Source organism: Methylobacterium sp. Leaf102, from assembly GCF_001422425.1.
GTDB lineage: Bacteria > Pseudomonadota > Alphaproteobacteria > Rhizobiales > Beijerinckiaceae > Methylobacterium.
Map to the genome: position 1 here is coordinate 25,064 of NZ_LMMX01000023.1, position 19,715 is coordinate 44,778.

The following is a 19,715-nucleotide window of genomic DNA, read 5'->3' on the forward strand; positions in this document are numbered from 1 at the left end:
CGGCGTGTGCGGACGCCGCCGGGCTTCGAGCTCACCCGGGCAGGTGGATCGTCCAAGGCGCGTCGAACCCGTGCTCTTCGAGGTTCACGCCCGGACCGCCGCGGTCGATCACCACGAAATCCTGGGGGGCGCCGAACGGGGTGAGCACCCCGTGCCAGGTGCCGGGGGCGTAGCTCACGCCCTGGCCCGGCGCCGTGACGAAGGCCCGGGGCCGGCCGGGGCGGCCGTCCTCGTCCGGGCAGACCACCACGAGGAACGGCCTGGCGTTCAGGGGTAGGAAGGCCTGCCCCCCCAGGGGATGGCGCTCGACGAGGCTCACGGCGAGGGGCATCGGGTAGGGCTCGGCCTCGACGAGGCCGACGACGACGCGGGCGCCCTCCCCCGCGACGGGAATCTCCGCCAGGTCGTGGAAGCGGCGCGCCTTGCCGGCGTTCATGGGCCGCGCCGCCGCCTGGCTTCGGTCGATGACCGAGCCGAAGGGCGCGAAGGCCTCGGCCGTGAGGGCCTCGGCGACGACGTGGCGTTCGCTCACCGGGCGCCCCGGAGCGTCAGGCCGGCATGGCGGTTCACGTCCTTGTAGAGCAGGTAGCGGAACGGCCCGGGGCCGCCCGCGTAGCAGGCCTGCGGGCAGAAGGCGCGCAGCCACATGAAGTCGCCGGCCTCGACCTCGACCCAGTCGCGGTTGAGCCGGTAGACCGCCTTGCCCTCCAGCACGAACAGGCCGTGCTCCATGACGTGGGTCTCCTCGAACGGGATCGAGGCGCCGGGGCGCATGGCGACGATGTTGACGTGCATGTCGTGGCGCACGTCGTCCCCGGCGACGAACCGGGTGGTGGCCCAGGCCCCGTCCGTGCCCGGCATGGCGACGGGATCCTCCCGGCTCTCGTGGGTGACGAAGGAGTCGGGGGCGTCGAGGCCCGGCACCCGCTCGTAGGCCTTGCGGATCCAGTGGAAGCGCGCGGCGGTGGCCTCCCCGTTGCGCAGGGACCAGGCGGCGCCGGGCGCGAGGTAGACGTAGGAGCCGGGCCGCAGGCCGTGGCTCTGCCCCTCCAGGACGAGGCTCGGGCGCCCCTCCACCACGAACAGGACACCCTCGGCCTGCGCGTCGGGCTCGGGCCGGTCGCTGCCGCCGCCCGGCGCCACCTCCATGAGGTATTGCGCGAAGGTCTCGGAGAAGCCCGAGAGCGGGCGCGACAGCATCCAGGCCCGCGCGCCCTCCCAGAACGGCAGCACGGAGGTCACGATGTCGCTCATCACCCCCCGGGGAATCACGGCGTAGGCCTCGGTGAACACCGCCCGCCCGGTCATCAGCGCGGTCTGGGGCGGAAGGCCGCCGCAGGGCGGATTGTAGGCGGATGCGCTCATGGCGTGTCTCCGATGTGTCGCGGGCGTATGGCCTCAGGCGGCCCGAGGGGCCGCCCGGGGGGCCGCGATGGGGGCGTCGAGGGCCGTCTTCGTGTCGACGGCGACATCGCCGTCCAGCACCCGGTGGGCCTGCGCCCGGTCGATATCGCCCTCCCAGGCGGCGATGACCACGGTGGCCACGCAGTTGCCGATGAGGTTGCCGAGCGCCCGGGCGATGCCGACGAACCAGTCGATGGAGAGCACCAGGACGAGGCCGATCACCGGGATGTCGGGCACCGCCGAGAGGGTCGCGGCCAGCACCACGATGGCCGAGCCCGGAATCCCGTGGGCGCCCTTCGACGTCAGCAGCGCGATGCCGAGGATGAGGAGCAAATGGCCGAAGGACAGGTCGGTGTTGGTCGCCTGGGCGATGAACACCGTGGCCAGGGTCAGGTAGAGCGAGAAGGCGTCGAGGTTGAACGAGTAGCCCGTCGGGATCACGAGACCCACGGTGGAATCCTTGATGCCGAGGCGTTCGAGCTTGCGCATCACCTGCGGCAGCACGCTGTCGGAGGAGGCGGTGCCGGCCACCACCATGAGCTCCTCGCGCAGGTAGGCGAGGAGCTTGAGGATGCTGAAGCCCGCCGCCTTCAGGATGGCGCCGAGCACCACGAACACGAAGAACGCGACGCCCGCGTAGAACAAAGCCACCAGCATCCCGAGCTGCTTCAGGGAGCCGACGCCGTACTTGCCCACCGTGAAGGCGACGGCGCCCAGCACGCCCAGCGGCGCGAGGCGCACGATGAAGCCGATCACCTTGAACAGCACGTTGGTGATGCGCTCGATGCTGTCGGCCAGCGGCTTGCCCTGGTCGCCCAGGAGCGCGAGGCCGGAGCCGAACAGGATGGCGATGATCAGCACCTGCAGGATGTCGCCCTTGGCGAAGGCGTCGAACACCGTGGTGGGGATGATCTTCATCAGGAAGTCGACGGTGCCGGTGACCTGGCCGACCCGGTCGGTGTAGCCGGCCAGGGCCTTGGCATCGAGGCTGGCCGGATCGACGTTCATGCCGCGCCCGGGCTCGAACGCGTAGGCCAGCACGATGCCGAGCACGAGGGCCAGGGTGGTGACGGCCTCGAAGTAGATCAGGGACTTGAGCCCGACCCGGCCGACCTTGCGCAGATCCCCGGCGCCCACGATGCCGTGCACCACGACGCCGAAGACCAGGGGCGCGATCGCCATCTTGATGAGCTTGATGAAGGCGTCGCCGAGCGGCTTCAGCTGCACCGCGAAGGTCGGCCAGACAATGCCGAGCACGACGCCCAGCACGAGGGCGGCCACGACTTGCCCGAACAGGGACGCGAAGAAGCGTCTCATGCGAACCTCCCACTGGTTATGAAGGCCACGATCCTGCCCGAACGCCCGGCCCTGGTGCGTCGGCAGTCCCGTCGGGATCAGCAAATGCCGCGCCACGCTTCCTGCGCGGTGCGACGAGCCGAGCTCGTGGGACCGGCTCGCACGATCCGTCAGGCATATTGAGACGTCAAATATTTCCTGGGTCTCGATCGATACGAAATTCGTATGAACAGGCGGGCCCGATGTCGGAGCGGCATCGGATCGCGCCCTGCCTTGGCGATGTCCCCCGCTCCACGGCTCCTCAACGCGTGGCGAACTTGATGCTGATCGCCGCCTTGGCGACGAGGCCCGGGTTCGGCAGGGCGTTGAGATACTGGGTGTAGCGCTTGTCGAAAGCGTTCTGGAGGATGAAGTCCGCCTTGATCCGGTCGTTGACGCGGTAGGAGGCGAAGAGGTCCACCAACGCGTAGGCCTTGGTCGCCAGGATGGTGGCGCCGGGCGGCACGTCGGTGCGGTCGTCGACGAGTTTGAGGCGGGTTCCGACCGTAAGGCGGTCGTCGAGGAAGCGCAGACCCAGGGTGGTGCTGATCCGGTCCGGCGGCACGGTGATCAGGCTCTGGCGCGTGGCCCGGTCGCGGCCTTGCGTGTGAGTGGCGGCCAGCGAGACGAAGCCGCCGCCCCAATCGTAGGCCCCCTCCAGCTCGACGCCCGACAGCTCGGCCCGGGCGATGTTGAGGTACTGGAACGACTGGACCGGGATCACGCACGGGAAGCGCCCGGGAATGCGGGCGCAGATCGAGGCCGGGATGCCGGGGATCGCCGGCACGAAGAAGGTCGGCCCCACGGCCTGGATGTTGATGAAGTCGTCGATCTCGTTCTGGAAGACGTTGAGCTTGGCGCGGAACACGTCCCCGGGGACGAGAACCTCGTTGACCTTGAGATTGATGCCGCCCTCCACGGTGCGGGCCACCTCGGGGCGCAGGGTCGGGTTCGGCAGGATCGTGAAGGCGGGAAAGGGATGGATGCCCTGCACCAGGGTCTCGGTGATGGAGGGCGCGCGGTAGCCCTCGGCGTAGGTGCCGTAGAGTTCGATGCCGGCGAAGGGCGACACGCCCACGGTGATCTTCGGCGAGAGCCGGTCGCCGCTCGACCGGAAGGCCCCACCCGAGAGATCGTAGGTGTCGTAGCGCAGCGCCCCGATGACACGGAGCCAGCCGGCGTAGCGGATCTCGTCCTGCACGAAGGCGCCGGCGAGGGAACGCTGGCCGGACGGCGTGAAGGCGCCGCCGAAGCCGCCGGCATTGTCGGTGGTGCGGACATCGTTGCGGACGACATCGCCGCCGACGGTGAGCGCGTGGCCCAGCGCCCCCGTGTCGAAGCGCGCGGTGTTGTGGCTGTCGAAGCCCGTGGTCCCGATGTCGTAGGTGAGCCGGTCGCCCGCCCGGGTGCCGAGGCGGCCGTAGAGGCCGCTCGCCGTGTCCTGCAGGAACGTCAGGTCGTTGTGCGTGGTGGTGGAATAGCCCTTGATGCTGAAATCCACGAGCGGCACGTCCGGCCGACTGAACCGGTAGCCCAGGGTGTAGGTGTCGGCCTGCACCGCGTTGGCGAAGCGCGCGCCCGCGTTGCTGGTGCCCGCATTGGCGAAGTCGAAGCGCTGCACGAGGGCCGTGCCGCTGAGTTCGTGCCCGTCGGCGGGCCTGACGTTGATCTTGGCGAGGCCCGAGGTGAGCTCGTTGCCGGTGTCGCGCACCAGGGTCCCGAGGCCGTCGCGGTAGGGGCCGTTGTTGCGGAACACGAACTGCCCGAACACGTCCGCCGCCGTGCCGATGCGGGCGCCGAGCGCCGTGGAGTTGAGGAAGCGCTGGCCGTTGGTGCCGAAGCCCTGCTTCTGCACGGCGCCCGCCACCTCGTCGGGGGCCAGGATGTCGTCGATGGAGCGGGTGCGGAAGGCCGCCACACCGCCGATGGCGCCCGAGCCGTAGATGGTGGCCGTGGGGCCGCGGGTGATGTCGACGCCACCGACGAGTTCGGGGTCGAGGTAGAACACCCCGTTGGCGCTGTGGCCCGAGGTCTGGAAGTCCTGGCGCGCCCCGTCGACGAGGACGTTGACGCGTCCGAAATCCTGCAGGCCGCGGATGTTGATGGCTTGCGCCGGATCGTTCTGGTTTTCCTGGGTGGTCACGCCCGGCACATCGCGCAGCACGTCCGAGAGGCGGCTCGGCTGGAGGCGCTCGATCTGCTCGCGGGTGACCACGCTCGTGCCCGAGAGCGCGTCGACGGCGCTGCCCGGGGTCTTGGTCGAGGTCACCGAGATGGTGTCGAGGCTGACATCGGCGTCGGGCGCGGCCGGGCGCACCGGCGACGCGGTCCGGGGCTGCGTCTGGGCCTGCGCAACCGACAGGGTGAGGAGGGAGCAGCCGAGCGCCAGCCAGGCGCGGTGGGACGATCGGGACATGGACGCATCCGCCAGAGAGCACAGTCGAGACGAGTGGCTGGCTGGCGATGGGGCTGGCTGGCTGATCCGCAGGTGCCGCGCGCGAGGGTGCGGGGTCAACGGCCTCGGCGAAGGTCCAGATTGTCGGAAATCCAATCTAGCGTCGCGCTGACCTGAAGCAGTTCCAGACTTGGCAAGACGAGACGCGAGGACGTTGCTAGCCCGCAACAGTCCGGCGCGGCAACAGGAAGGGCTGGTCGCCCTCCGGCACCCGGCCGACGGGCCAGGACACGCCGAACACCCGCGCGATGAGGTCGTCCCGCATCACCGCGGCCGGGGGCCCGTGGGCGACGCGGCGGCCGTCCTCCAGCACCAGCATCGCGTCGGCATAGGCGGCGGCGAGGTTCAGGTCGTGCAGGATCGCGATCACGGCGGTGCCCCGCCGGGCGAGGTCGCGGGCGGCGTCGAGGAGCGCGCCCTGGTGGCGCAGATCCAGGCTGGCCGTCGGTTCGTCGAGGAGCAGCACCTGCGCGGGCGCGAGGGTGCGCCCGGCGGCGAGCTGGCACAGCACCCGGGCGAACTGCACCCTGGCCTGCTCGCCACCCGAGAGGGTCGGGTAGGCGCGGGGCCCGAGATGCGTGGCGTCGGCGCGCGCCAGGGCCTCGGCCAGGATCGCGGCGCGGTCGCGCGGCCCGAGACCCCGGCCGATCCCGTCGAGGCCGATCCGGGCCACCTCCGCGGCGGTGAAGGGAAAGGCGAGGTGCGCGGCCTGCGGCAGCACGGCGCGTAAGCCAGCGAGCCGCCAGGGCGGAATCGCCGCCACGGCCTCGCCCGCATACGCGACGGTGCCGTGGGTGGGTTTGAGCTCCCCGCTCAGGAGCTTCAGGAGGGTGGACTTGCCGGCCCCGTTCGGGCCGACGATCACCTGGAGGGTCCCGGGCGCGGCGTCGAGGGAGACACCGTCGATGAGGCGGCGACCGCCCGTGACGTAGGCGAGGTCGCGGGCGGCCAGAAGCGCAGGCTCATCCCTGGAGGCGACGTCAGGCAACGCCATGCCGCCGCCCCAGCAGCAGCCACAGGAAGACCGGCGCGCCGACGAAGGCGGTGACGATGCCGATGGGCAGTTCGGCCGGGGCGACGACGAGGCGGGCGGCCACATCCGCCAGGACGAGGAAGGCGCCCCCCAGGAGTGCGCTGGCCGGCAGCAGGCGCCGGTGGTCCGGGCCGATGACGAGGCGCAGGGCGTGCGGCACCACGAGGCCGACGAAGCCGATCACCCCGCTCGCCGCGACCCCGGCCCCCACCGCCACTGCGACGAGGAGGATGGCGAGGCGCTTCAGGCGCTCCACCGGCACGCCGAGGTGGAACGCCTCCGCCTCGCCCAGCACCAAGGCGTTGAGGCCGCGCCCCAGGAACGGCACGAGGACGAGGACCGGCAGCAGGGCGGGCGCCGTGGCCCAGACCTTGGTCCAGGTCGCCCCGCCGAGGCTGCCCAGGGACCAGAAGGTGAGGTCGCGCAATTGCCGGTCGTCGCTGGCGTAGACGAGGAGGCCCGTCAGCGCCCCGCTCAGGGCGCCCAGCGCGATGCCGGCGAGGAGCAGGGTGGCCACCGAGGTGCGGCCCGCCCGCGTGGCGATCCGGTAGAGCCCGAGGGTGGCGCCGAGGCCCCCGAGGAAGGCCGCGACGGGCAGGGCCGCGTAGGGCAGCGGCCCCGGCAGCCCCGCCCCGGCGAGGAGGCGGTCGCCGAGGACGATGACGGCGGCGGCGGCGAGGCCCGAGCCCGCCGAGACGCCGACGAGGGCCGGATCGGCCAGGGGATTGCGGAACAGGCCCTGCATCAGGGCGCCCGAGACGGCGAGGCCGGCGCCGACCATCAGGCCCAGCAGGGTGCGGGGCAGGCGGATGTTGAGCACCACCAGGCCATCCCGCCCCGCCTCCGCCGCGCCGGGCGTCAGGATCTCGAGAACCCGGGCCGGCGCGATCCGCACCGCCCCGAGCCCCAGCGAGAGCAGGATCGCCACGAGCACGAGAACGCCGAGACCGGCGAACACGAGGGCGCCGGGCCGGTTCGGCACGGCGGACTCAGTCACGCGGCAGGTCGGGATAGATCGCCCGCATGAGGTCTGCGGCCGCCTCCGGAGTCCTCGGGCCGTAGCCGAGAAGCGCGAGGCCGTCCATGGTCACGAGGGCGCGGCGGGCGGCGGCCGGCGTCTGGGCCAGCGCCGTGCCGCTCGCGAACACGCCCTCGGGCGTCGGCGTGCGCCCTTCGGTCACCATCATGATCACGGCGTCCGGGGCGGCCCCGACGATGGCCTCGTCGGTGATGGGCTTGAAGCCCTCGATGCCCTCGGCGGCATTGACAAGGCCGGCGAGCGCCAGGATGCCGTCCGCCGTGCTGCCGCGCCCGCCGACCATGACGCGCCCGCCGGTCTGCGACAGCACCACGAGGGCCCGGGCCGGCCGGGTCACCCGGGCGCGCTGCCCGGCGAGGGTCGCGAAGCGGGCGGCGACCGCCCGGCTCAAGGTCTCGGCCGGCGCCTCGAGCCCGGCGAGGCGGCCGACCGTGGCGATCTTGTCGAGGACGCCCTCGGCGGTCGACGGCTCGCGGATCGTCTCCACGGGCACGCCGGCCTCCCGCAGCAGGGCCAGCACCGCCGGCGGCCCGGCACCCTCGGCGGCGAGCACGAGATCGGGGCCGACGGACAGCAGGCCTTCCGCCGAGAGGGCGCGGAGATAGCCAGCATTCGGCCGTTCGCGCAGGACCTCGGCCGGGTAGACGCTGGTGGTGTCGACGATGGCGATGCGCGGCCCGGCACCGAGGCGCCACAGGATCTCCGTCACGGCGCCGCCGAGGGAAGCGATGCGGGTGGCCGGCGTCGCAGCCCTGGCGGGCCGGCCCGCCAGGGCGCAGCCGAAGGCGCCCGCGAGCACCGCGCGGCGGGACGGGGGGATGAGGTGCGGCCCGGTCATTTGGTGAGGATCAGCTTGTCGTTGGCGGTCACCCGCAGGCGGTAGAGGGAGCCGGCGTGGAGAATGACGATCTCGCGCCGGCCCTGCAGGAGGGCCGCCGACGTGATGCCGCCCTCCGGCAGGGACGGCTGTGCGGGCTGCCCCCCCGTCCGGCCCGAAGCGCCGGGGTCGCCACGGCCGGCGTCGCTCACATCGGACATACTGTCATCATTCCAAGTTCGAACCTATTTTTCAATCGATCTAAAGAGCTTCCGTCGTCACGCCACCATAAAACCTTTCCGCGCCCATGACGACAAGCAACGAAGACTTTTTCGAACAGTATGGCGGCAGATCGGCGTTGGGAATGCCCTGCGGTCCCACCGGGACGCCTCGAACGCCGCGGCCCGAGCGAGGGGATCCGGCGCGCCCCTGCCCGGTCCGACGAAATCACGGTCCGGACGCGCAGAGAAGAATTGCGCACAATCTAGAATCACTCCATGGTGACGCGTGCGCCGAGCCCGAACGGAAGGGCCGCGTCCAGAATCCCGTCGCGGAAAGGCATTTCATGTCACGATCGTATTCCCATCTCGGTGTCGTCGTACTGGCCGGTGGCCTGCTCACCGGCGGCGGCGTCACCGGGGCGGCGCAGGCCCAGGACGCCGATCCGGGCGCGATCGTGAACGCCCTGGTCACGGCGGGCGGCAACCAGCCGAAGGTGCGCGCGAGCGGCGCCAAGGGCGTCTGCGTGAAGGGCAGCTTCACGCCGTCCGCCGAGGCGCCCGGCCTGTCGAAGGCCCCGCACTTCACCAAGACCGTGCCGGTCACGGCCCGCTTCTCCATGGGCGGCAGCAACGCGAAGATCTCCGACAAGGCCAAGCCCGTCACCCGCGGCTTCGCCATGCGGATGACCGACCCGTCGGGCGACATGGTCTTCGTCGTGATCTCCGCGCCGGTGTTCTCGACGAAGACCCCACAGCAGCTCCTCGATTTCGCCACCGTGCGGGCGCCGGGCCCGGACGGGAAGCCGGATGCCGAGAAGATCAAGGCGTTCGCCGCCGCCAACCCCGAGACGACGCGCCAGGGCGCGTGGCTCAACGCGCGTCCGGTGCCGGCGAGCTTCGCCGGCGTCGATTACTGGGGCGTACACGCCTACACCCTGACGAACGCCAAGGGCGTGGCCACGGTGGCGAAGCTGAAATGGGTCGCGAGCGCCGGCCAGCTCGGCCTCACGGACGACGAGCTGAAGGCCAAGCCCGACAGCTTCTACGCCGACGAGTTGAAGGAGCGTCTGGCGAAGGGTCCGGCCAGCTTCGACCTCGTGGCACTGCTCGGCGAGCCGAACGATCCGGTGAACGACCCCACCGTCGCGTGGCCGGAGGAGAACCGCAAGGCGGTCAAGCTCGGCACCGTCGCCATCGCGGCGATCGAGCCCGACGCCACCTGCGACGCGGCCACCTTCGATCCCGTGGTCGACCTGCCCGAGGGCGTCGCCGGACCGGCCACCGATCCGATGTTCGCGGTCCGCTCGCCCGCCTACGCCGTGTCCCTGTCGCGCCGGGCGAACTGACCCGGGTCGCACGGGCTCGGCCGGTCCACGACGGCATCCCGCTGTCGTGGACCGCGCGAAACTTCGCTACGGTCGGTGCGCTTTCGGGGCTCCGGCGAGCCTCCGTTCGGGGGCCGGCGCGCCCCCTCGACGACACCGGCGCGCGGGGCGACGCACATGACCAGCATTCCGGCCCCCGGCGGGGCGCTCGCGGGGCTTCGGGTCCTGGACCTGTCGCGCATCCTGGCCGGTCCCTTTGCCGGTCAGGTCCTGGGCGACCTCGGGGCCGAGGTGGTCAAGGTCGAGCGGCCAGGCGAGGGCGACGACACCCGCCGCTGGGGGCCGCCCTACCTGCGCGACGCGGAGGGCCGCGAGACCGATGTCGCCGCCTATTACCTCTGCGCCAACCGCAACAAGAAATCCGTGGCCGTCGACATCGCCACGCCGGAGGGCCAGGACCTGATCCGGGCGCTGGCGGCGCATGCCGACGTGCTCATCGAGAACTTCAAGGTCGGGGGCCTGGCGCAGTACGGCCTCGACCACGCCGCCCTCAGGGCCCTGAACCCGCGGCTCATCGTCTGCTCCATCACGGGCTTCGGCCAGACCGGCCCGTATGCGGCGCGGGCCGGCTACGATTTCCTGATCCAGGCCATGGGCGGGCTCATGAGCATCACGGGCGCGCCGGGGGACGCGGAGGGCGCCGGACCGCAGAAGGCCGGCGTGGCCATCACCGACATCGTGACCGGCCTCTACGCCACCATCGGCATCCTGGCGGCGCTCGCCGCCCGCGCCCGCACGGGCACGGGCCAGCACATCGACCTCGCCCTCCTCGACACCCAGGTGGCGAGCCTCGCCAACCAGGCGATGAATTACCTCACCACCGGGGTGGCGCCGGGGCGACTCGGCAACGCGCATCCCAACATCGTACCCTATCAGGACTTCCCGACGCAGGACGGCGCCATGATCCTGGCGGTGGGCAACGACGGGCAGTTCGCGCGGGCCTGCGCGGTGCTGGGCTTTCCCGAATGGGGCACGGACCCGCGCTTTTCCACCAACCGGGCGCGGGTGGAACACCGCACCCTGCTGGTGCCCCTCATGGGGGCCGCGACCCGGCAGCGGAGCACCGCCGCATGGGTGGCGGCCCTGGAGCGCGTCGGCGTGCCGTGCGGGCCGGTGAACACCCTGGCGGACGTGTTCGCCGATCCCCAGGTGATCGCCCGCGGCCTGCGCGTCGACCTCCCCCATCCCCGGGCCGGCACCGTGGCGCTGGTGGCGAACCCCCTCAACCTCTCGGGCACGCCCGTCACCTATGCGAGTCCGCCCCCGTCCCTGGGGGAACACACCGGGGCGGTGCTGGCCGACTGGCTCGGCCTCGACGCCCCGGCCCTGGCGGCCCTGCGCGCGGCCGGGGCCATCGGCTGAGGGTGCCGGCACCGCGCCGGGACCCACGCGGCGTCCGGGGGATCGGATCGGTCGCGGGTCGCGGCGGCCACCGCTTCAGGCCGCGCGGGTGGCCGGCTCGGTCCTGGCCACCAGTCCGCGCTTGCGCGCGACGGTCTCGGCCCGCCAGTTGCGCAGCAGGCGCCGCCGGACCCCCTGCCAGCGGATGGCCGGCACCGGCGAGACCGGATCGATGAGGGCGCTGAGGGCGCGGGCGTAGTCCAGCACGAGTCCGGGGGTCCACGTCATCGCGCCGGCGCCGTTGCGCATGAGGGCGGCCGCCCAGAATTCCGGGCTCAGCACCGCCCGGGCCAGCCGGCGCCACGGGGTGCCGTCGCGGGCGAAGCTGCCCTCGACGGCGGCGTCGAGGGCGTTGGCGACCCCCGTCGAGCAGTTCCGGCCGACGAGATTGTAGGTGACGTCCCGGCGATACCCGTCCCAGAACGCGCGCAGGCGGGCCCCGTCGACCCCCTGGAGGGTGACCGTCACGGTCGCCTCGCACCAATCGTCCGCCTCCGCGCGGTAGCTCGGCAGGAAGCGGCCCGGCACGTCGTTCTCGGGGCCGGCGCGCAGGATCGCCCGCAGGTTGTCGGGCGAGCGGTCGATCTCCACGGCGGGATAGTGGCTGAGATAGAGGGGGCTTTCCCCGGGCGCGCCCGCGAGTTCCAGGGCGGCGTGGCCGGTGGAGACGTGCCCGACCCCGTTCACCGAGACGACGTAGCGGTGGACGAGGCGTTGCCGGGCCGGGATCGTCGCCGTTCCGGTCGGCGTCCAGACATGGACCGTGAGCGTGTCGGAGCCCGCCCCCGACGCGGCGGTCCCGAGGGTGTCCGGCGGACGGCGCAGGCGCAGGCCGAGGACGGTGACCTTGATCCCGGACAGCACCAGGAAGGCGCCGATGCTGAAGCCGACGGTGCCGGCGTACCAGGTCGGGTAGGGCTGCAGGGTCAGGAGTCCGAGGACCGCGCCGAGGCCCCCGTACGCCACCGACCAGCGCCAGCCGGGAAAGCGCAGGACGTGCGCGAGGACGATCCGCGACAGGCCGTCGAACAGGAAGGCGGTGCCGAACAGCATCGCGAGGAGGAAGGTGCTCGAGGCCGAGGCCAGCATCGTCAGCACCGCCACCACGAGGAGCATGCCGGCCTTGAGCAGGCGCAGGCGGCGCGCGGCCCCGGTGGCGACGAGTCCGCGCACGAGGGAAGTCACCGCCTCGACCACGAGGAGCAGGCCGAACCAGCGATCGGGGACGTGGGTGGCGCCGTCGAGGGCATCGATCACCAGGGCGCCGCCGAGACCGGTCCACACCAGCCCGACGCCGGCGACGAACCCCCAGCGCCGGTGGACCGCCTCGCGTCCGACCAGCAGCAGCCAGAGCGGGAGGGCCCGCGGCGTCCAGGCCCCGGACCGGCCCGCCGGAACACCCGCGGCGGCGGGGGCCCCCGCGGCGAGGCCCAGGAGGCCCTGCTCCTTTGGGCTGAGGGGCGGCGGGCCGGGCGCGGCCTCGCTCCGGCGGCTCGGATTCGACGGGTGGGTCACGCGAACACTCCCCCGGGCGCGCCGGCCAACGGACGTGACGGACGAAGGACACGCCGCCGCGACGCAGCAAAGAAACACCGCAGCGACGCACGAAAGAAACACCGCCGCGACGGATCCCTCGGCGAAGGGGTCGCGGCCGCCGGTGTCCCGCGCCGACGGAATGATGTCCTGCCGGGATCTTGTCCGGGCAAGCGGGAGGGTTGTCCACCCTGTCCCATCTCCGCCGGTGTCGGCGTGGGCGCGCCGATCTGGCGCGCGCGGGTTCGGGACGCGCAGGTTTGGAACACGACGGTCAACGCGGCACCGGCTGGCCGCCGCTCCCGGGGAGCGGCGCCGGGGCGAGGCCGCCGATCTGGCCGGCCTGGTGCGCGAGCATCACCTGCCTGGCCCGCTCGAGCGCCCCGGGCCCGATGGCCAGGGGTCCGTCGAACGGACGTTCGTGCAGGGCGATCACGCACAGGGTGACGACCATCGCCGCCGAGAACAGGAACAGCGTCAGGACCTGCGCGCGGTGCTTGTCGCCGTGCACCATCCCGATGGACACCAGGGTGAGGGCGGCGAGGAAGAGCAGGGTCAGCCACTTCGAATCGTCCTCCTTGGAGGCGCTCAGGGCCAGGCGCTCGCCGCGCGCGTCGCGCAGGGTCATGGCCACGGTCATCAGGGCCGTGTGGGCGACGGTTCCCGCCTCGCTCGTGAGAGCGGGATCGGCGAGGATCCGCATGAGGCCGCTCAAGGCCGCGCCGGCGGATTCCGAACTCTGGCCGCCATTCGCCATCTTCGCCCACTCGTCGTCGATGACCCGCTCGGTGTAGGTGAGCAGCGCCTGGCGGATGCCGGCCATGTTCGAGGCTGTCTCGATGCTGAGGTCGAAGGCCGCGATGAGGTTCGCGCGCTCCTTCTCCACCACGTGGGCGCCCTGCTTCTGGCGCTCCCAGGCGTCGTTGGCGACGAAGCCGGTGAGCAGGGCGAGCAGGATGCTGATCGCGCTGAAGAAGGCCGGTACGACCCCGTCGACGACGCGCAGGAACGTCGGCCGTGTGAACGGCAGGGCGGTGATCGCGATCATGATCCCCGAGACGATCACGAAGAACAGGATGATCAGGCCCACCATCAGCCACATCGGCTGATCGAGCCAGAGCCCCAAGAGCATGTTCGTCTCCCAACCGGCCGCGCGACGCGTCACCGGATCGACCCTTAGGGCAAAGACGCCAACGGCTGGTGAATCCCCGAGGCCCCGCCGGACGCGGCGGGGTCGCGCCGAACACGGTGGGTTCGCGCCGGCGCTTCGGCCCGCTCAGGTCACCGCCCGGCCGGACAGGCCACCCGGCCCGCGCAGCAGCAGCAGGCCGCTGAGCGCCAGGGCGAGGGTGATCGCGCCGAACATGGCGTGGGCCCCGAAGGCCGCCAGGATCGGCAGCAGGACGATGGGCGCCAGGGCGGCCGAGACCCGCCCCCCGGCCCAGGCACAGGCGAGGGCCGTGGCCCGCACGGGCGTCGGCAGGAGTTCCGTCGCGTAGATCGCCAGGATGCCGCCGTAGATCGACGCGGCGGTGTTGAACGCGATGGCGGCCCCCACCAGGACCGGGAAGGTGCTCGCCCCGGCGAAGACCGTGCCGAAGGCCGCCATGGCCGCCGCCAGGGCGACAAGGCAGGCGCGCCGCTCCAGGCGGTCGACGACGAGGGCCGTGAGGGTGGTGCCGAGGGGCGGCCCCAGGAGCGACAGGGCACCGAAGACGAGGGATTCGTGGATCCGGAACCCCTTCTGCAGCATCACCACCGTGCTGAGCAGGGGAAACCCCAGGGTCGCCAAGGGGGCGATGGCGTAGAGGGCCAGGAACCGGCCGGTCCTGCGCCGGTGGCCGGGGTCGGCCAGGAGCGCGGCGAACCCCGCCCGCACGGGAGGCGCCGGTGCCGGTCCGGCCCCGTCCGCCACGGGCGGCGGCGCGATCCGGGCCGCGCGCTCGAAGCGCCGGCAGGCGTGGTCGGCCTCCGCCCTGCGGCCGACCAGGGCGAGCCAGCGCGGCGATTCCGGCACCAGCCCGAACAGCCCGGCCCCGAGGAGCGCCAGGACCGCGCCGAGGCCGAGCGCCCACCGCCAGGGCTCGACGCCGAGGGGAGGCTCCGGCGCCAGGGCGTAGATCAGCCCGAGGACGGCGGCACCGCCGAGGGAACCGAGGCCGGTGCAGACCAGCAGCATCGCCCCGCGCCGGCGCGGCGGCATCACGTCGGTGAGGTAGGTGGCGGCGAGGGGCGGGAAGCCGCCGATGGCGAAGCCCGACAGGGCGCGCGCCAGGGTGAGCGACGCGGGGCCGGGGCTGAGGGCGGCGGCGAGCGACCCCACGGCCATCAGCGCGAGCGAGGCCTGGAGGGCGCGCCGACGCCCGATCCGGTCGCCGAGCAGGCCGAACACGGGCGCGCCCACCGCCCCGCCGGCGAAGACCGACGCCAGGAGCAGGGCGAGGCCGCCGCGCGGCATGTCGTGGGGCGGCGCGCTGAAGATCGCCGCGAGCGCGTTGCTCAGGGCGACTTCGGCGATGTCCGTGAACAGGCCGAAGGTGCAGACGGCGAGGATCGCCCCGTGGAGCCGGGTGAGCGGCAGGCCGTCGAGGCGCTGGGCCACCGTGGCGACGGATTCGCCCGTGGGAACGCGCCGGCCGGCATCGGGCACGACGGTGTCGACGTGGGCTTGGCTCAACGGGCGGCTCCGGGGCGCTCCTGGGGGGCGCCGGTTCCGGCCCGTACGAGGGGCCCGAACCGGCGACGACGGCCTCAAGCCGCCGCGGTGGCGTCGCTGCCCGCGCGCTCGCGGGCCATCCGGCTCACGCTCACGGCGTCGACCTTGCCGGTGCCGAGCATCGGCACCTTGCCGACCACCACCTCGGCGGGGATCGCGATCTCCGTGGCGCCCCGGGACTTGGCGTAGGTGAGGTAGACGGCGCGCGTGGCGTCCGCCTGCTCGGTGAACAGGATCAGGCGCTCGCCCTTGCGGGCATCCGGCACGGCGGCGACGGCGCTGGGCGTGTCGGGCCAGAGCTCGGCGGCGAGGGACTCGACGGCGGCGAGCGACACCATCTCGCCGCCGATCTTGGCGAAGCGCTTGGCCCGGCCCTTGATGGTGACGAAGCCCATGGCGTCGATGGCGACGATGTCGCCGGTGTCGTGCCAGCCGTCCACGGGGGCCTCCAGCACGCCGGGTTTCTCCGCCCGCAGGTAGCCGAGCATGATGTTCGGCCCCTTCACGTGGAGGCGTCCGCCCTCGTCGATGCCGGGGACCGGCTCCAGGCGATACTGGATGCCGGGCAGCAGGCGGCCGACGGAGCCGAAGAGGTTGAACATCGGCGTGTTGAGGGCCACCACCGGCCCGCATTCCGTGACCCCGTAGCCCTCCAGGATGCGCAGGCCGAATTTTTCGGAATAGGTCTTGCGGGTCGTCTGCTTCACCGGCTCGGCGCCGGCCACGATGTAGCGCAAGCTCCGCAGGTCGTACGAATGGGCCATCCGGGCGTAGCCCGTGAGGAAGGTGTCGGTGCCGAACAGGACCGTGGCGTTCGAGCCGTACACGAGTTCCGGCACGATCCGGTAATGCAGCGGCGAGGGGTAGAGGTAGACCGGGACCCCGGAGACGAGGGGCAGGATCAGGCCCGCCGTGAGGCCGAAGGCGTGGAACACCGGCAGCACGTTGAACACCTTGTCGGTCGGCCCGAAATCGATGCGGGCGGCGACCTGGGCGGTGTTGGCGAGCATGCAGCGATGGGCCAGCACCACGCCCTTCGGCGCGCCCTCCGAGCCCGACGTGAACAGGATCGCGGCCGGGTCGTCGCCGCGGCGGGCCACCAGGGGCTTGCGGGGGGCGAGGAAGCCCCGGATCTTGTCGCCCGTGGTCACGGTGGCGCGCACGTCCTCGAGGTAGACGAGCTTCACGGACCCCTGGATCGCTTCGACGAGGGGGCCGAGGCGGCCCTTCTCGATGAAGGCGCGGGAGGTCAGGATCGTCTCGACTTGCGCCGCCCGGCACGCCGACAGCACGTTGGCGGGGCCGGCGGAGAAGTTGATCATCGCCGGCACCCGGCCGGCGCTGGCGAGCGCGAAGAATGTCACCGCCGCGCCGTTGGCGTTGGGCAGCATCAGCCCGATGGGCCTGCCCTCGGGGGCGAGCGGCATGAGCTTGCGGCCGAGGATGTTGGCGCCCATCACCAGGCGGGCGTAGCTGAGCTTGCCGGTGACCGGGTCTTCGAGGGCGTTGCGGCGCCAGCCGTGGTCGTTGCCGGCCTGGATGAGGGCGCTCATGACGTTGCGGTCGATGTCGGCGGTCTCGAACACGAGGTCCGACATCACGTCGTAGAGGGCGGCGCCCGCCGCCCGGCGGCGGTGCTTGCCCTTCAGGTCCGGGTCGATGGCGAGCTTGACCGGGGCCAGGATCGTCACGGTGACCTTCGGCCACCAGCGGCGCTTCACCTGATCCTTCGACAGGCGCGAGAACGCGGTCTTCTCCAGTCCCTCGATCTTCACCGGCACCACCATGGCGTCGGACTTGTCGGCGATGAGGCCGGCGCCGTCGTAGACCTTCATCAGGCTGCCCGTGACCGTGAGCCGGCCCTCGGGGAAGATGATCAGGGTCTCGCCGTCGCGCACGGCCTTGATCAGGGTGCGGGTGGCGAGCGGCCGGGTCGGGTCGAGGGGCATCGCCTTGGTCATGGCGAGGAACGGCTTCACCCACCAGCGCTGGGCGATGCCGTGATCGACGGCGAAGACCGGCTCCCGGTCGAGGAGCGAGAGGGCCAGTGGCGCATCGAGGAACGAGACGTGATTGAGGGCGATGATCGCGTTGGGGCCGGCCTTGTCGACGTTGTCGAGGCCGCGCACCTCCAGGCGGTAGAACGCCCGGAACACGATGGAGAGGAAGTCGCGGAACGGGCTCGTGGGCAGGACGAGGAGGATCACCACGCCGGCCACGAGGTTGAGCACGCCGATGAGGGTGAGGAGGGCGGCCATGGACCAGCCCACCCCCTGCAGGGCGGCGAGGCCGAGCGCGCCCGCCACCATGAAGGCGGCGGTGAGCACGTTGACGGCGCCGATGACCCGGGCGCGCCGGTCCTTGTCGGTCCAGGCCTGCACGGCGGCGAAGGACGGCACGATGTAGAGGCCGCCCGCCACCGCGAGCCCGGCGAAGGCGACCGTGATGCGCAGGCCCGTGCCCGTGGCGAGGAAGTCGCCTGCACCCAGGACGGCGCCCGAGATGGGAGGCAGATGGGCGACGGTCCAGGCCAGATCGAGGGCGAACACGCCCATGAGCAGGGCGCCGATGGGGGTCGGCAGCAGTACGATGCGCCCGCTCGCCAGCCACGAGGCGAGGCCGGAGCCCACCGCGATGCCCACCGAGAACACGGCGAGCAGCAGGGTCACCACGGTCTCGGAGCCGTTGAGGCTGGTCCGCACGAGCACCGGCAGCAGGGCCAGGATCACGGCGCCGACGAGCCAGAACCAGCTGACGATGACGGCGCCGCGCCACATCCGCGTGTCGCGCCAGAGGTCGCGCAGGAGGGCGGCGGTGGAGCGCGCCACGTTGGGATCGACCCTCAGGCCCGGCGCCGCCTCGCCCGTGGCGGGGATCGCCCGGGCCGAGAGCCAGCACAGGACCGCGAACACCATGATGAGGGCGCTGAACGCGAGGGCGTCGCCGCCCATGGCGGTGGCGAGGCCGGCCACGATGGTGCCGAGCAGGATGGCGAGGAAGGTCGCGGCCTCCACGAGCGCGTTGCCGGCGGTGAGCTCCTCGCGCTTCAGGTGGTCGGGCAGGATGCCGTACTTGATCGGGCCGAACAGGGCCGCGATGGTACCGAACAGGCCGAGCGCCACGAACAGCACCGGCACCGAATGCAGCCAGAACCCCGCGGCGGCGGCGGCGGCGCCGAAGATCTCGGCGAATTTCAGCCGCTTGGCGATGAGCGCCTTGTCGTAGCGGTCGGCCATCTCGCCGCCGAGGCCCGACAGGATGAAGAACGGCCCGATGAACACCGCGCCCGCCAGGGTGACGAGCATGCCCGAGCCCTCGCCGGTGCCGCCGACCTTGAACAGGATCAGGAACACGAGGGCGTTCTTGAGGAAATTGTCGTTGAAGGCCGAAAAGAACTGGCACCAGAACAGTGGCGCGAACCGGCGCGTGGTCATCAACGTACGGAACATGGGTGTCTCCTTGGCGGCACCATGACTGCCCGGCGGTCGGCGAAGCGTCAAATCCCGCCACGACCCGTGCTTATTGAACGTCGTTCAAAAAATCGGGGCGCGCAATCCGCTCCGTGACTGTCCGCGTCCCGCCCGTGCGCCGGCGCACGGGCGGGACGCGGACGTACGTCTTGAGGGGGAAGCCCTTACAAAACGCACCGATCCTTGCCGGCTCCCGCCCTGAACCCGACGGTTGAGCGGGCGTTCTGTGCCAGACTAACCTTTGTGGGTCCAACACAGACACGGGGAGCGCAGGGGCTTGGCCAAGACGGTACGACGCGGAACGGGGCCGCGCGGCGACCACAACCGGGAAGAGTTCCAGAGCCTCGTCACCAAGGCCGCCGAGGGGCTGGTGCGCCAGGAGGGGCTGCGCGGCCTCGGCATGCGCCGCCTCGCGGCAGTGATCGGCTACGCCCCGAACTCGATCTACAACGCGGTGGGCGATCTCGACACGGTGGTGATGCGGGTCAACGCCCGCACCCTGGAGCGCCTGCACGATGCCCTGGTGACGGCGATCTCGCCCGATGCGCCGCCGCGCGACAACGCGGTGGCCCTGGCGGATGCCTACCTGGCCTTCGTGCAGGCGGACCCGCAGGTGTGGAGTCTGGTGTTCGAGCACAGCCTGGCGCCAGACTCGGCGTTTCCCGACTGGTACGCCCAGGCCCTGGCGCGCACCACCGACCTCGTCGACCGGGTGCTGCAGCCGATGATCCCGGAGGAGGACGAGCGCCGGCAGGCGGTGGCGACCCTGTGGGCCGGCCTGCACGGCCTCGCGTCCCTCTCGACCTCGCGCAAGCTCGCGGTGCTGACCCCCGAACCCCCGCGCGACCTCGCCCAGCTCCTCGTGCGCCGGTTCCTCGGATAGCGGCGATTGCTGGGATAGCGGCG

General features: G+C 72.1%; 15 protein-coding genes. 3 read left to right on the forward strand and 12 right to left on the reverse strand.

Features of this window, described 5'->3' with window-relative positions:
* Positions 1 to 31: 31 nt before the first annotated feature.
* The 8 genes from ASF27_RS11685 to ASF27_RS11720 form a co-directional block, all read right to left on the reverse strand.
* Complete coding sequence (locus tag ASF27_RS11685; RefSeq protein WP_056360287.1) at positions 32 to 532, reverse strand: ureidoglycolate lyase; 501 nt, start codon at positions 530 to 532, stop codon at positions 32 to 34.
* The gene (locus tag ASF27_RS11690) at positions 529 to 1,365 is read right to left on the reverse strand and encodes a bifunctional allantoicase/(S)-ureidoglycine aminohydrolase (protein ID WP_056305663.1); all 837 of its coding nucleotides are present in this window, start codon (positions 1,363 to 1,365) and stop codon (positions 529 to 531) included. Before ASF27_RS11690 ends, ASF27_RS11685 begins: the two co-directional genes overlap by 4 nt.
* 33 nt (positions 1,366 to 1,398) lie before the next feature.
* Entirely contained in the window at positions 1,399 to 2,721 is a 1,323-nt protein-coding gene (locus ASF27_RS11695; RefSeq protein ID WP_056360289.1) for a dicarboxylate/amino acid:cation symporter, read from the reverse strand.
* Between the two features lie 280 nt (positions 2,722 to 3,001).
* Positions 3,002 to 5,155 (reverse strand): TonB-dependent hemoglobin/transferrin/lactoferrin family receptor, encoded by a 2,154-nt coding sequence (locus ASF27_RS11700; protein ID WP_056360292.1) that lies wholly within the window; start codon positions 5,153 to 5,155, stop codon positions 3,002 to 3,004.
* A 196-nt stretch (positions 5,156 to 5,351) separates the two neighbouring features.
* Entirely contained in the window at positions 5,352 to 6,188 is an 837-nt protein-coding gene (locus ASF27_RS11705; protein ID WP_056305660.1) for a heme ABC transporter ATP-binding protein, read from the reverse strand.
* Complete coding sequence (locus tag ASF27_RS11710; RefSeq protein WP_056305659.1) at positions 6,175 to 7,224, reverse strand: iron ABC transporter permease; 1,050 nt, start codon at positions 7,222 to 7,224, stop codon at positions 6,175 to 6,177. The genes ASF27_RS11705 and ASF27_RS11710 overlap by 14 nt, the downstream gene beginning before the upstream one ends.
* Positions 7,217 to 8,104 carry an ABC transporter substrate-binding protein gene (locus tag ASF27_RS11715; protein ID WP_056305658.1) on the reverse strand — a complete coding sequence of 296 codons (888 nt, stop codon included), beginning with the start codon at positions 8,102 to 8,104 and terminating at the stop codon, positions 7,217 to 7,219. The genes ASF27_RS11710 and ASF27_RS11715 overlap by 8 nt, the downstream gene beginning before the upstream one ends.
* Entirely contained in the window at positions 8,101 to 8,304 is a 204-nt protein-coding gene (locus ASF27_RS11720) for a hemin uptake protein HemP (protein WP_056305657.1), read from the reverse strand. The genes ASF27_RS11715 and ASF27_RS11720 overlap by 4 nt, the downstream gene beginning before the upstream one ends.
* 344 nt (positions 8,305 to 8,648) lie before the next feature.
* Here ASF27_RS11720 and ASF27_RS11725 point away from each other — a divergent pair, with 344 nt between their 5' ends.
* Both ASF27_RS11725 and ASF27_RS11730 read left to right on the forward strand, forming a co-directional pair.
* Positions 8,649 to 9,650: a catalase family peroxidase gene (locus ASF27_RS11725; RefSeq protein WP_082479034.1), complete on the forward strand. Its 1,002-nt coding sequence runs from the start codon at positions 8,649 to 8,651 to the stop codon at positions 9,648 to 9,650.
* Positions 9,651 to 9,806: 156 nt separating this feature from the next.
* Positions 9,807 to 11,051: a CaiB/BaiF CoA-transferase family protein gene (locus tag ASF27_RS11730; RefSeq protein ID WP_056360295.1), complete on the forward strand. Its 1,245-nt coding sequence runs from the start codon at positions 9,807 to 9,809 to the stop codon at positions 11,049 to 11,051.
* A 75-nt stretch (positions 11,052 to 11,126) separates the two neighbouring features.
* Here the strand turns inward: ASF27_RS11730 and ASF27_RS11735 are convergent, their stop codons facing one another.
* The 4 genes from ASF27_RS11735 to ASF27_RS11750 all read right to left on the reverse strand — a co-directional run bounded on the left by ASF27_RS11735 (position 11,127) and on the right by ASF27_RS11750 (position 18,788).
* Positions 11,127 to 12,605: a hypothetical protein gene (locus ASF27_RS11735; RefSeq protein ID WP_056360298.1), complete on the reverse strand. Its 1,479-nt coding sequence runs from the start codon at positions 12,603 to 12,605 to the stop codon at positions 11,127 to 11,129.
* A gap of 292 nt (positions 12,606 to 12,897) precedes the next feature.
* Entirely contained in the window at positions 12,898 to 13,755 is an 858-nt protein-coding gene (locus tag ASF27_RS11740; RefSeq protein ID WP_056360301.1) for a DUF4239 domain-containing protein, read from the reverse strand.
* A gap of 144 nt (positions 13,756 to 13,899) precedes the next feature.
* Positions 13,900 to 15,300, reverse strand: coding sequence for an MFS transporter (locus tag ASF27_RS11745; RefSeq protein ID WP_244480997.1), 1,401 nt, complete (start codon positions 15,298 to 15,300; stop codon positions 13,900 to 13,902).
* A gap of 74 nt (positions 15,301 to 15,374) precedes the next feature.
* Positions 15,375 to 18,788 carry an acyl-[ACP]--phospholipid O-acyltransferase gene (locus ASF27_RS11750; protein WP_056360304.1) on the reverse strand — a complete coding sequence of 1,138 codons (3,414 nt, stop codon included), beginning with the start codon at positions 18,786 to 18,788 and terminating at the stop codon, positions 15,375 to 15,377.
* A 391-nt stretch (positions 18,789 to 19,179) separates the two neighbouring features.
* Here ASF27_RS11750 and ASF27_RS11755 point away from each other — a divergent pair, with 391 nt between their 5' ends.
* Positions 19,180 to 19,692: a TetR-like C-terminal domain-containing protein gene (locus ASF27_RS11755; RefSeq protein ID WP_056360983.1), complete on the forward strand. Its 513-nt coding sequence runs from the start codon at positions 19,180 to 19,182 to the stop codon at positions 19,690 to 19,692.
* Positions 19,693 to 19,715: the final 23 nt, after the last annotated feature.

What these genes read in the sequence shown, in the direction of transcription:
- ASF27_RS11720 (WP_056305657.1), bottom strand. Translation starts at nt 8,304, where the DNA reads ATGTCCGATGTGAGCGACGCCGGCCGTGGCGACCCCGGCGCTTCGGGC.
- ASF27_RS11695 (WP_056360289.1), bottom strand. Translation starts at nt 2,721, where the DNA reads ATGAGACGCTTCTTCGCGTCCCTGTTCGGGCAAGTCGTGGCCGCCCTC.
- ASF27_RS11705 (WP_056305660.1), bottom strand. Translation starts at nt 6,188, where the DNA reads ATGGCGTTGCCTGACGTCGCCTCCAGGGATGAGCCTGCGCTTCTGGCC.
- ASF27_RS11740 (WP_056360301.1), bottom strand. Translation starts at nt 13,755, where the DNA reads ATGCTCTTGGGGCTCTGGCTCGATCAGCCGATGTGGCTGATGGTGGGC.
- ASF27_RS11725 (WP_082479034.1), top strand. Translation starts at nt 8,649, where the DNA reads ATGTCACGATCGTATTCCCATCTCGGTGTCGTCGTACTGGCCGGTGGC.
- ASF27_RS11730 (WP_056360295.1), top strand. Translation starts at nt 9,807, where the DNA reads ATGACCAGCATTCCGGCCCCCGGCGGGGCGCTCGCGGGGCTTCGGGTC.
- ASF27_RS11700 (WP_056360292.1), bottom strand. Translation starts at nt 5,155, where the DNA reads ATGTCCCGATCGTCCCACCGCGCCTGGCTGGCGCTCGGCTGCTCCCTC.
- ASF27_RS11715 (WP_056305658.1), bottom strand. Translation starts at nt 8,104, where the DNA reads ATGACCGGGCCGCACCTCATCCCCCCGTCCCGCCGCGCGGTGCTCGCG.
- ASF27_RS11690 (WP_056305663.1), bottom strand. Translation starts at nt 1,365, where the DNA reads ATGAGCGCATCCGCCTACAATCCGCCCTGCGGCGGCCTTCCGCCCCAG.
- ASF27_RS11750 (WP_056360304.1), bottom strand. Translation starts at nt 18,788, where the DNA reads ATGTTCCGTACGTTGATGACCACGCGCCGGTTCGCGCCACTGTTCTGG.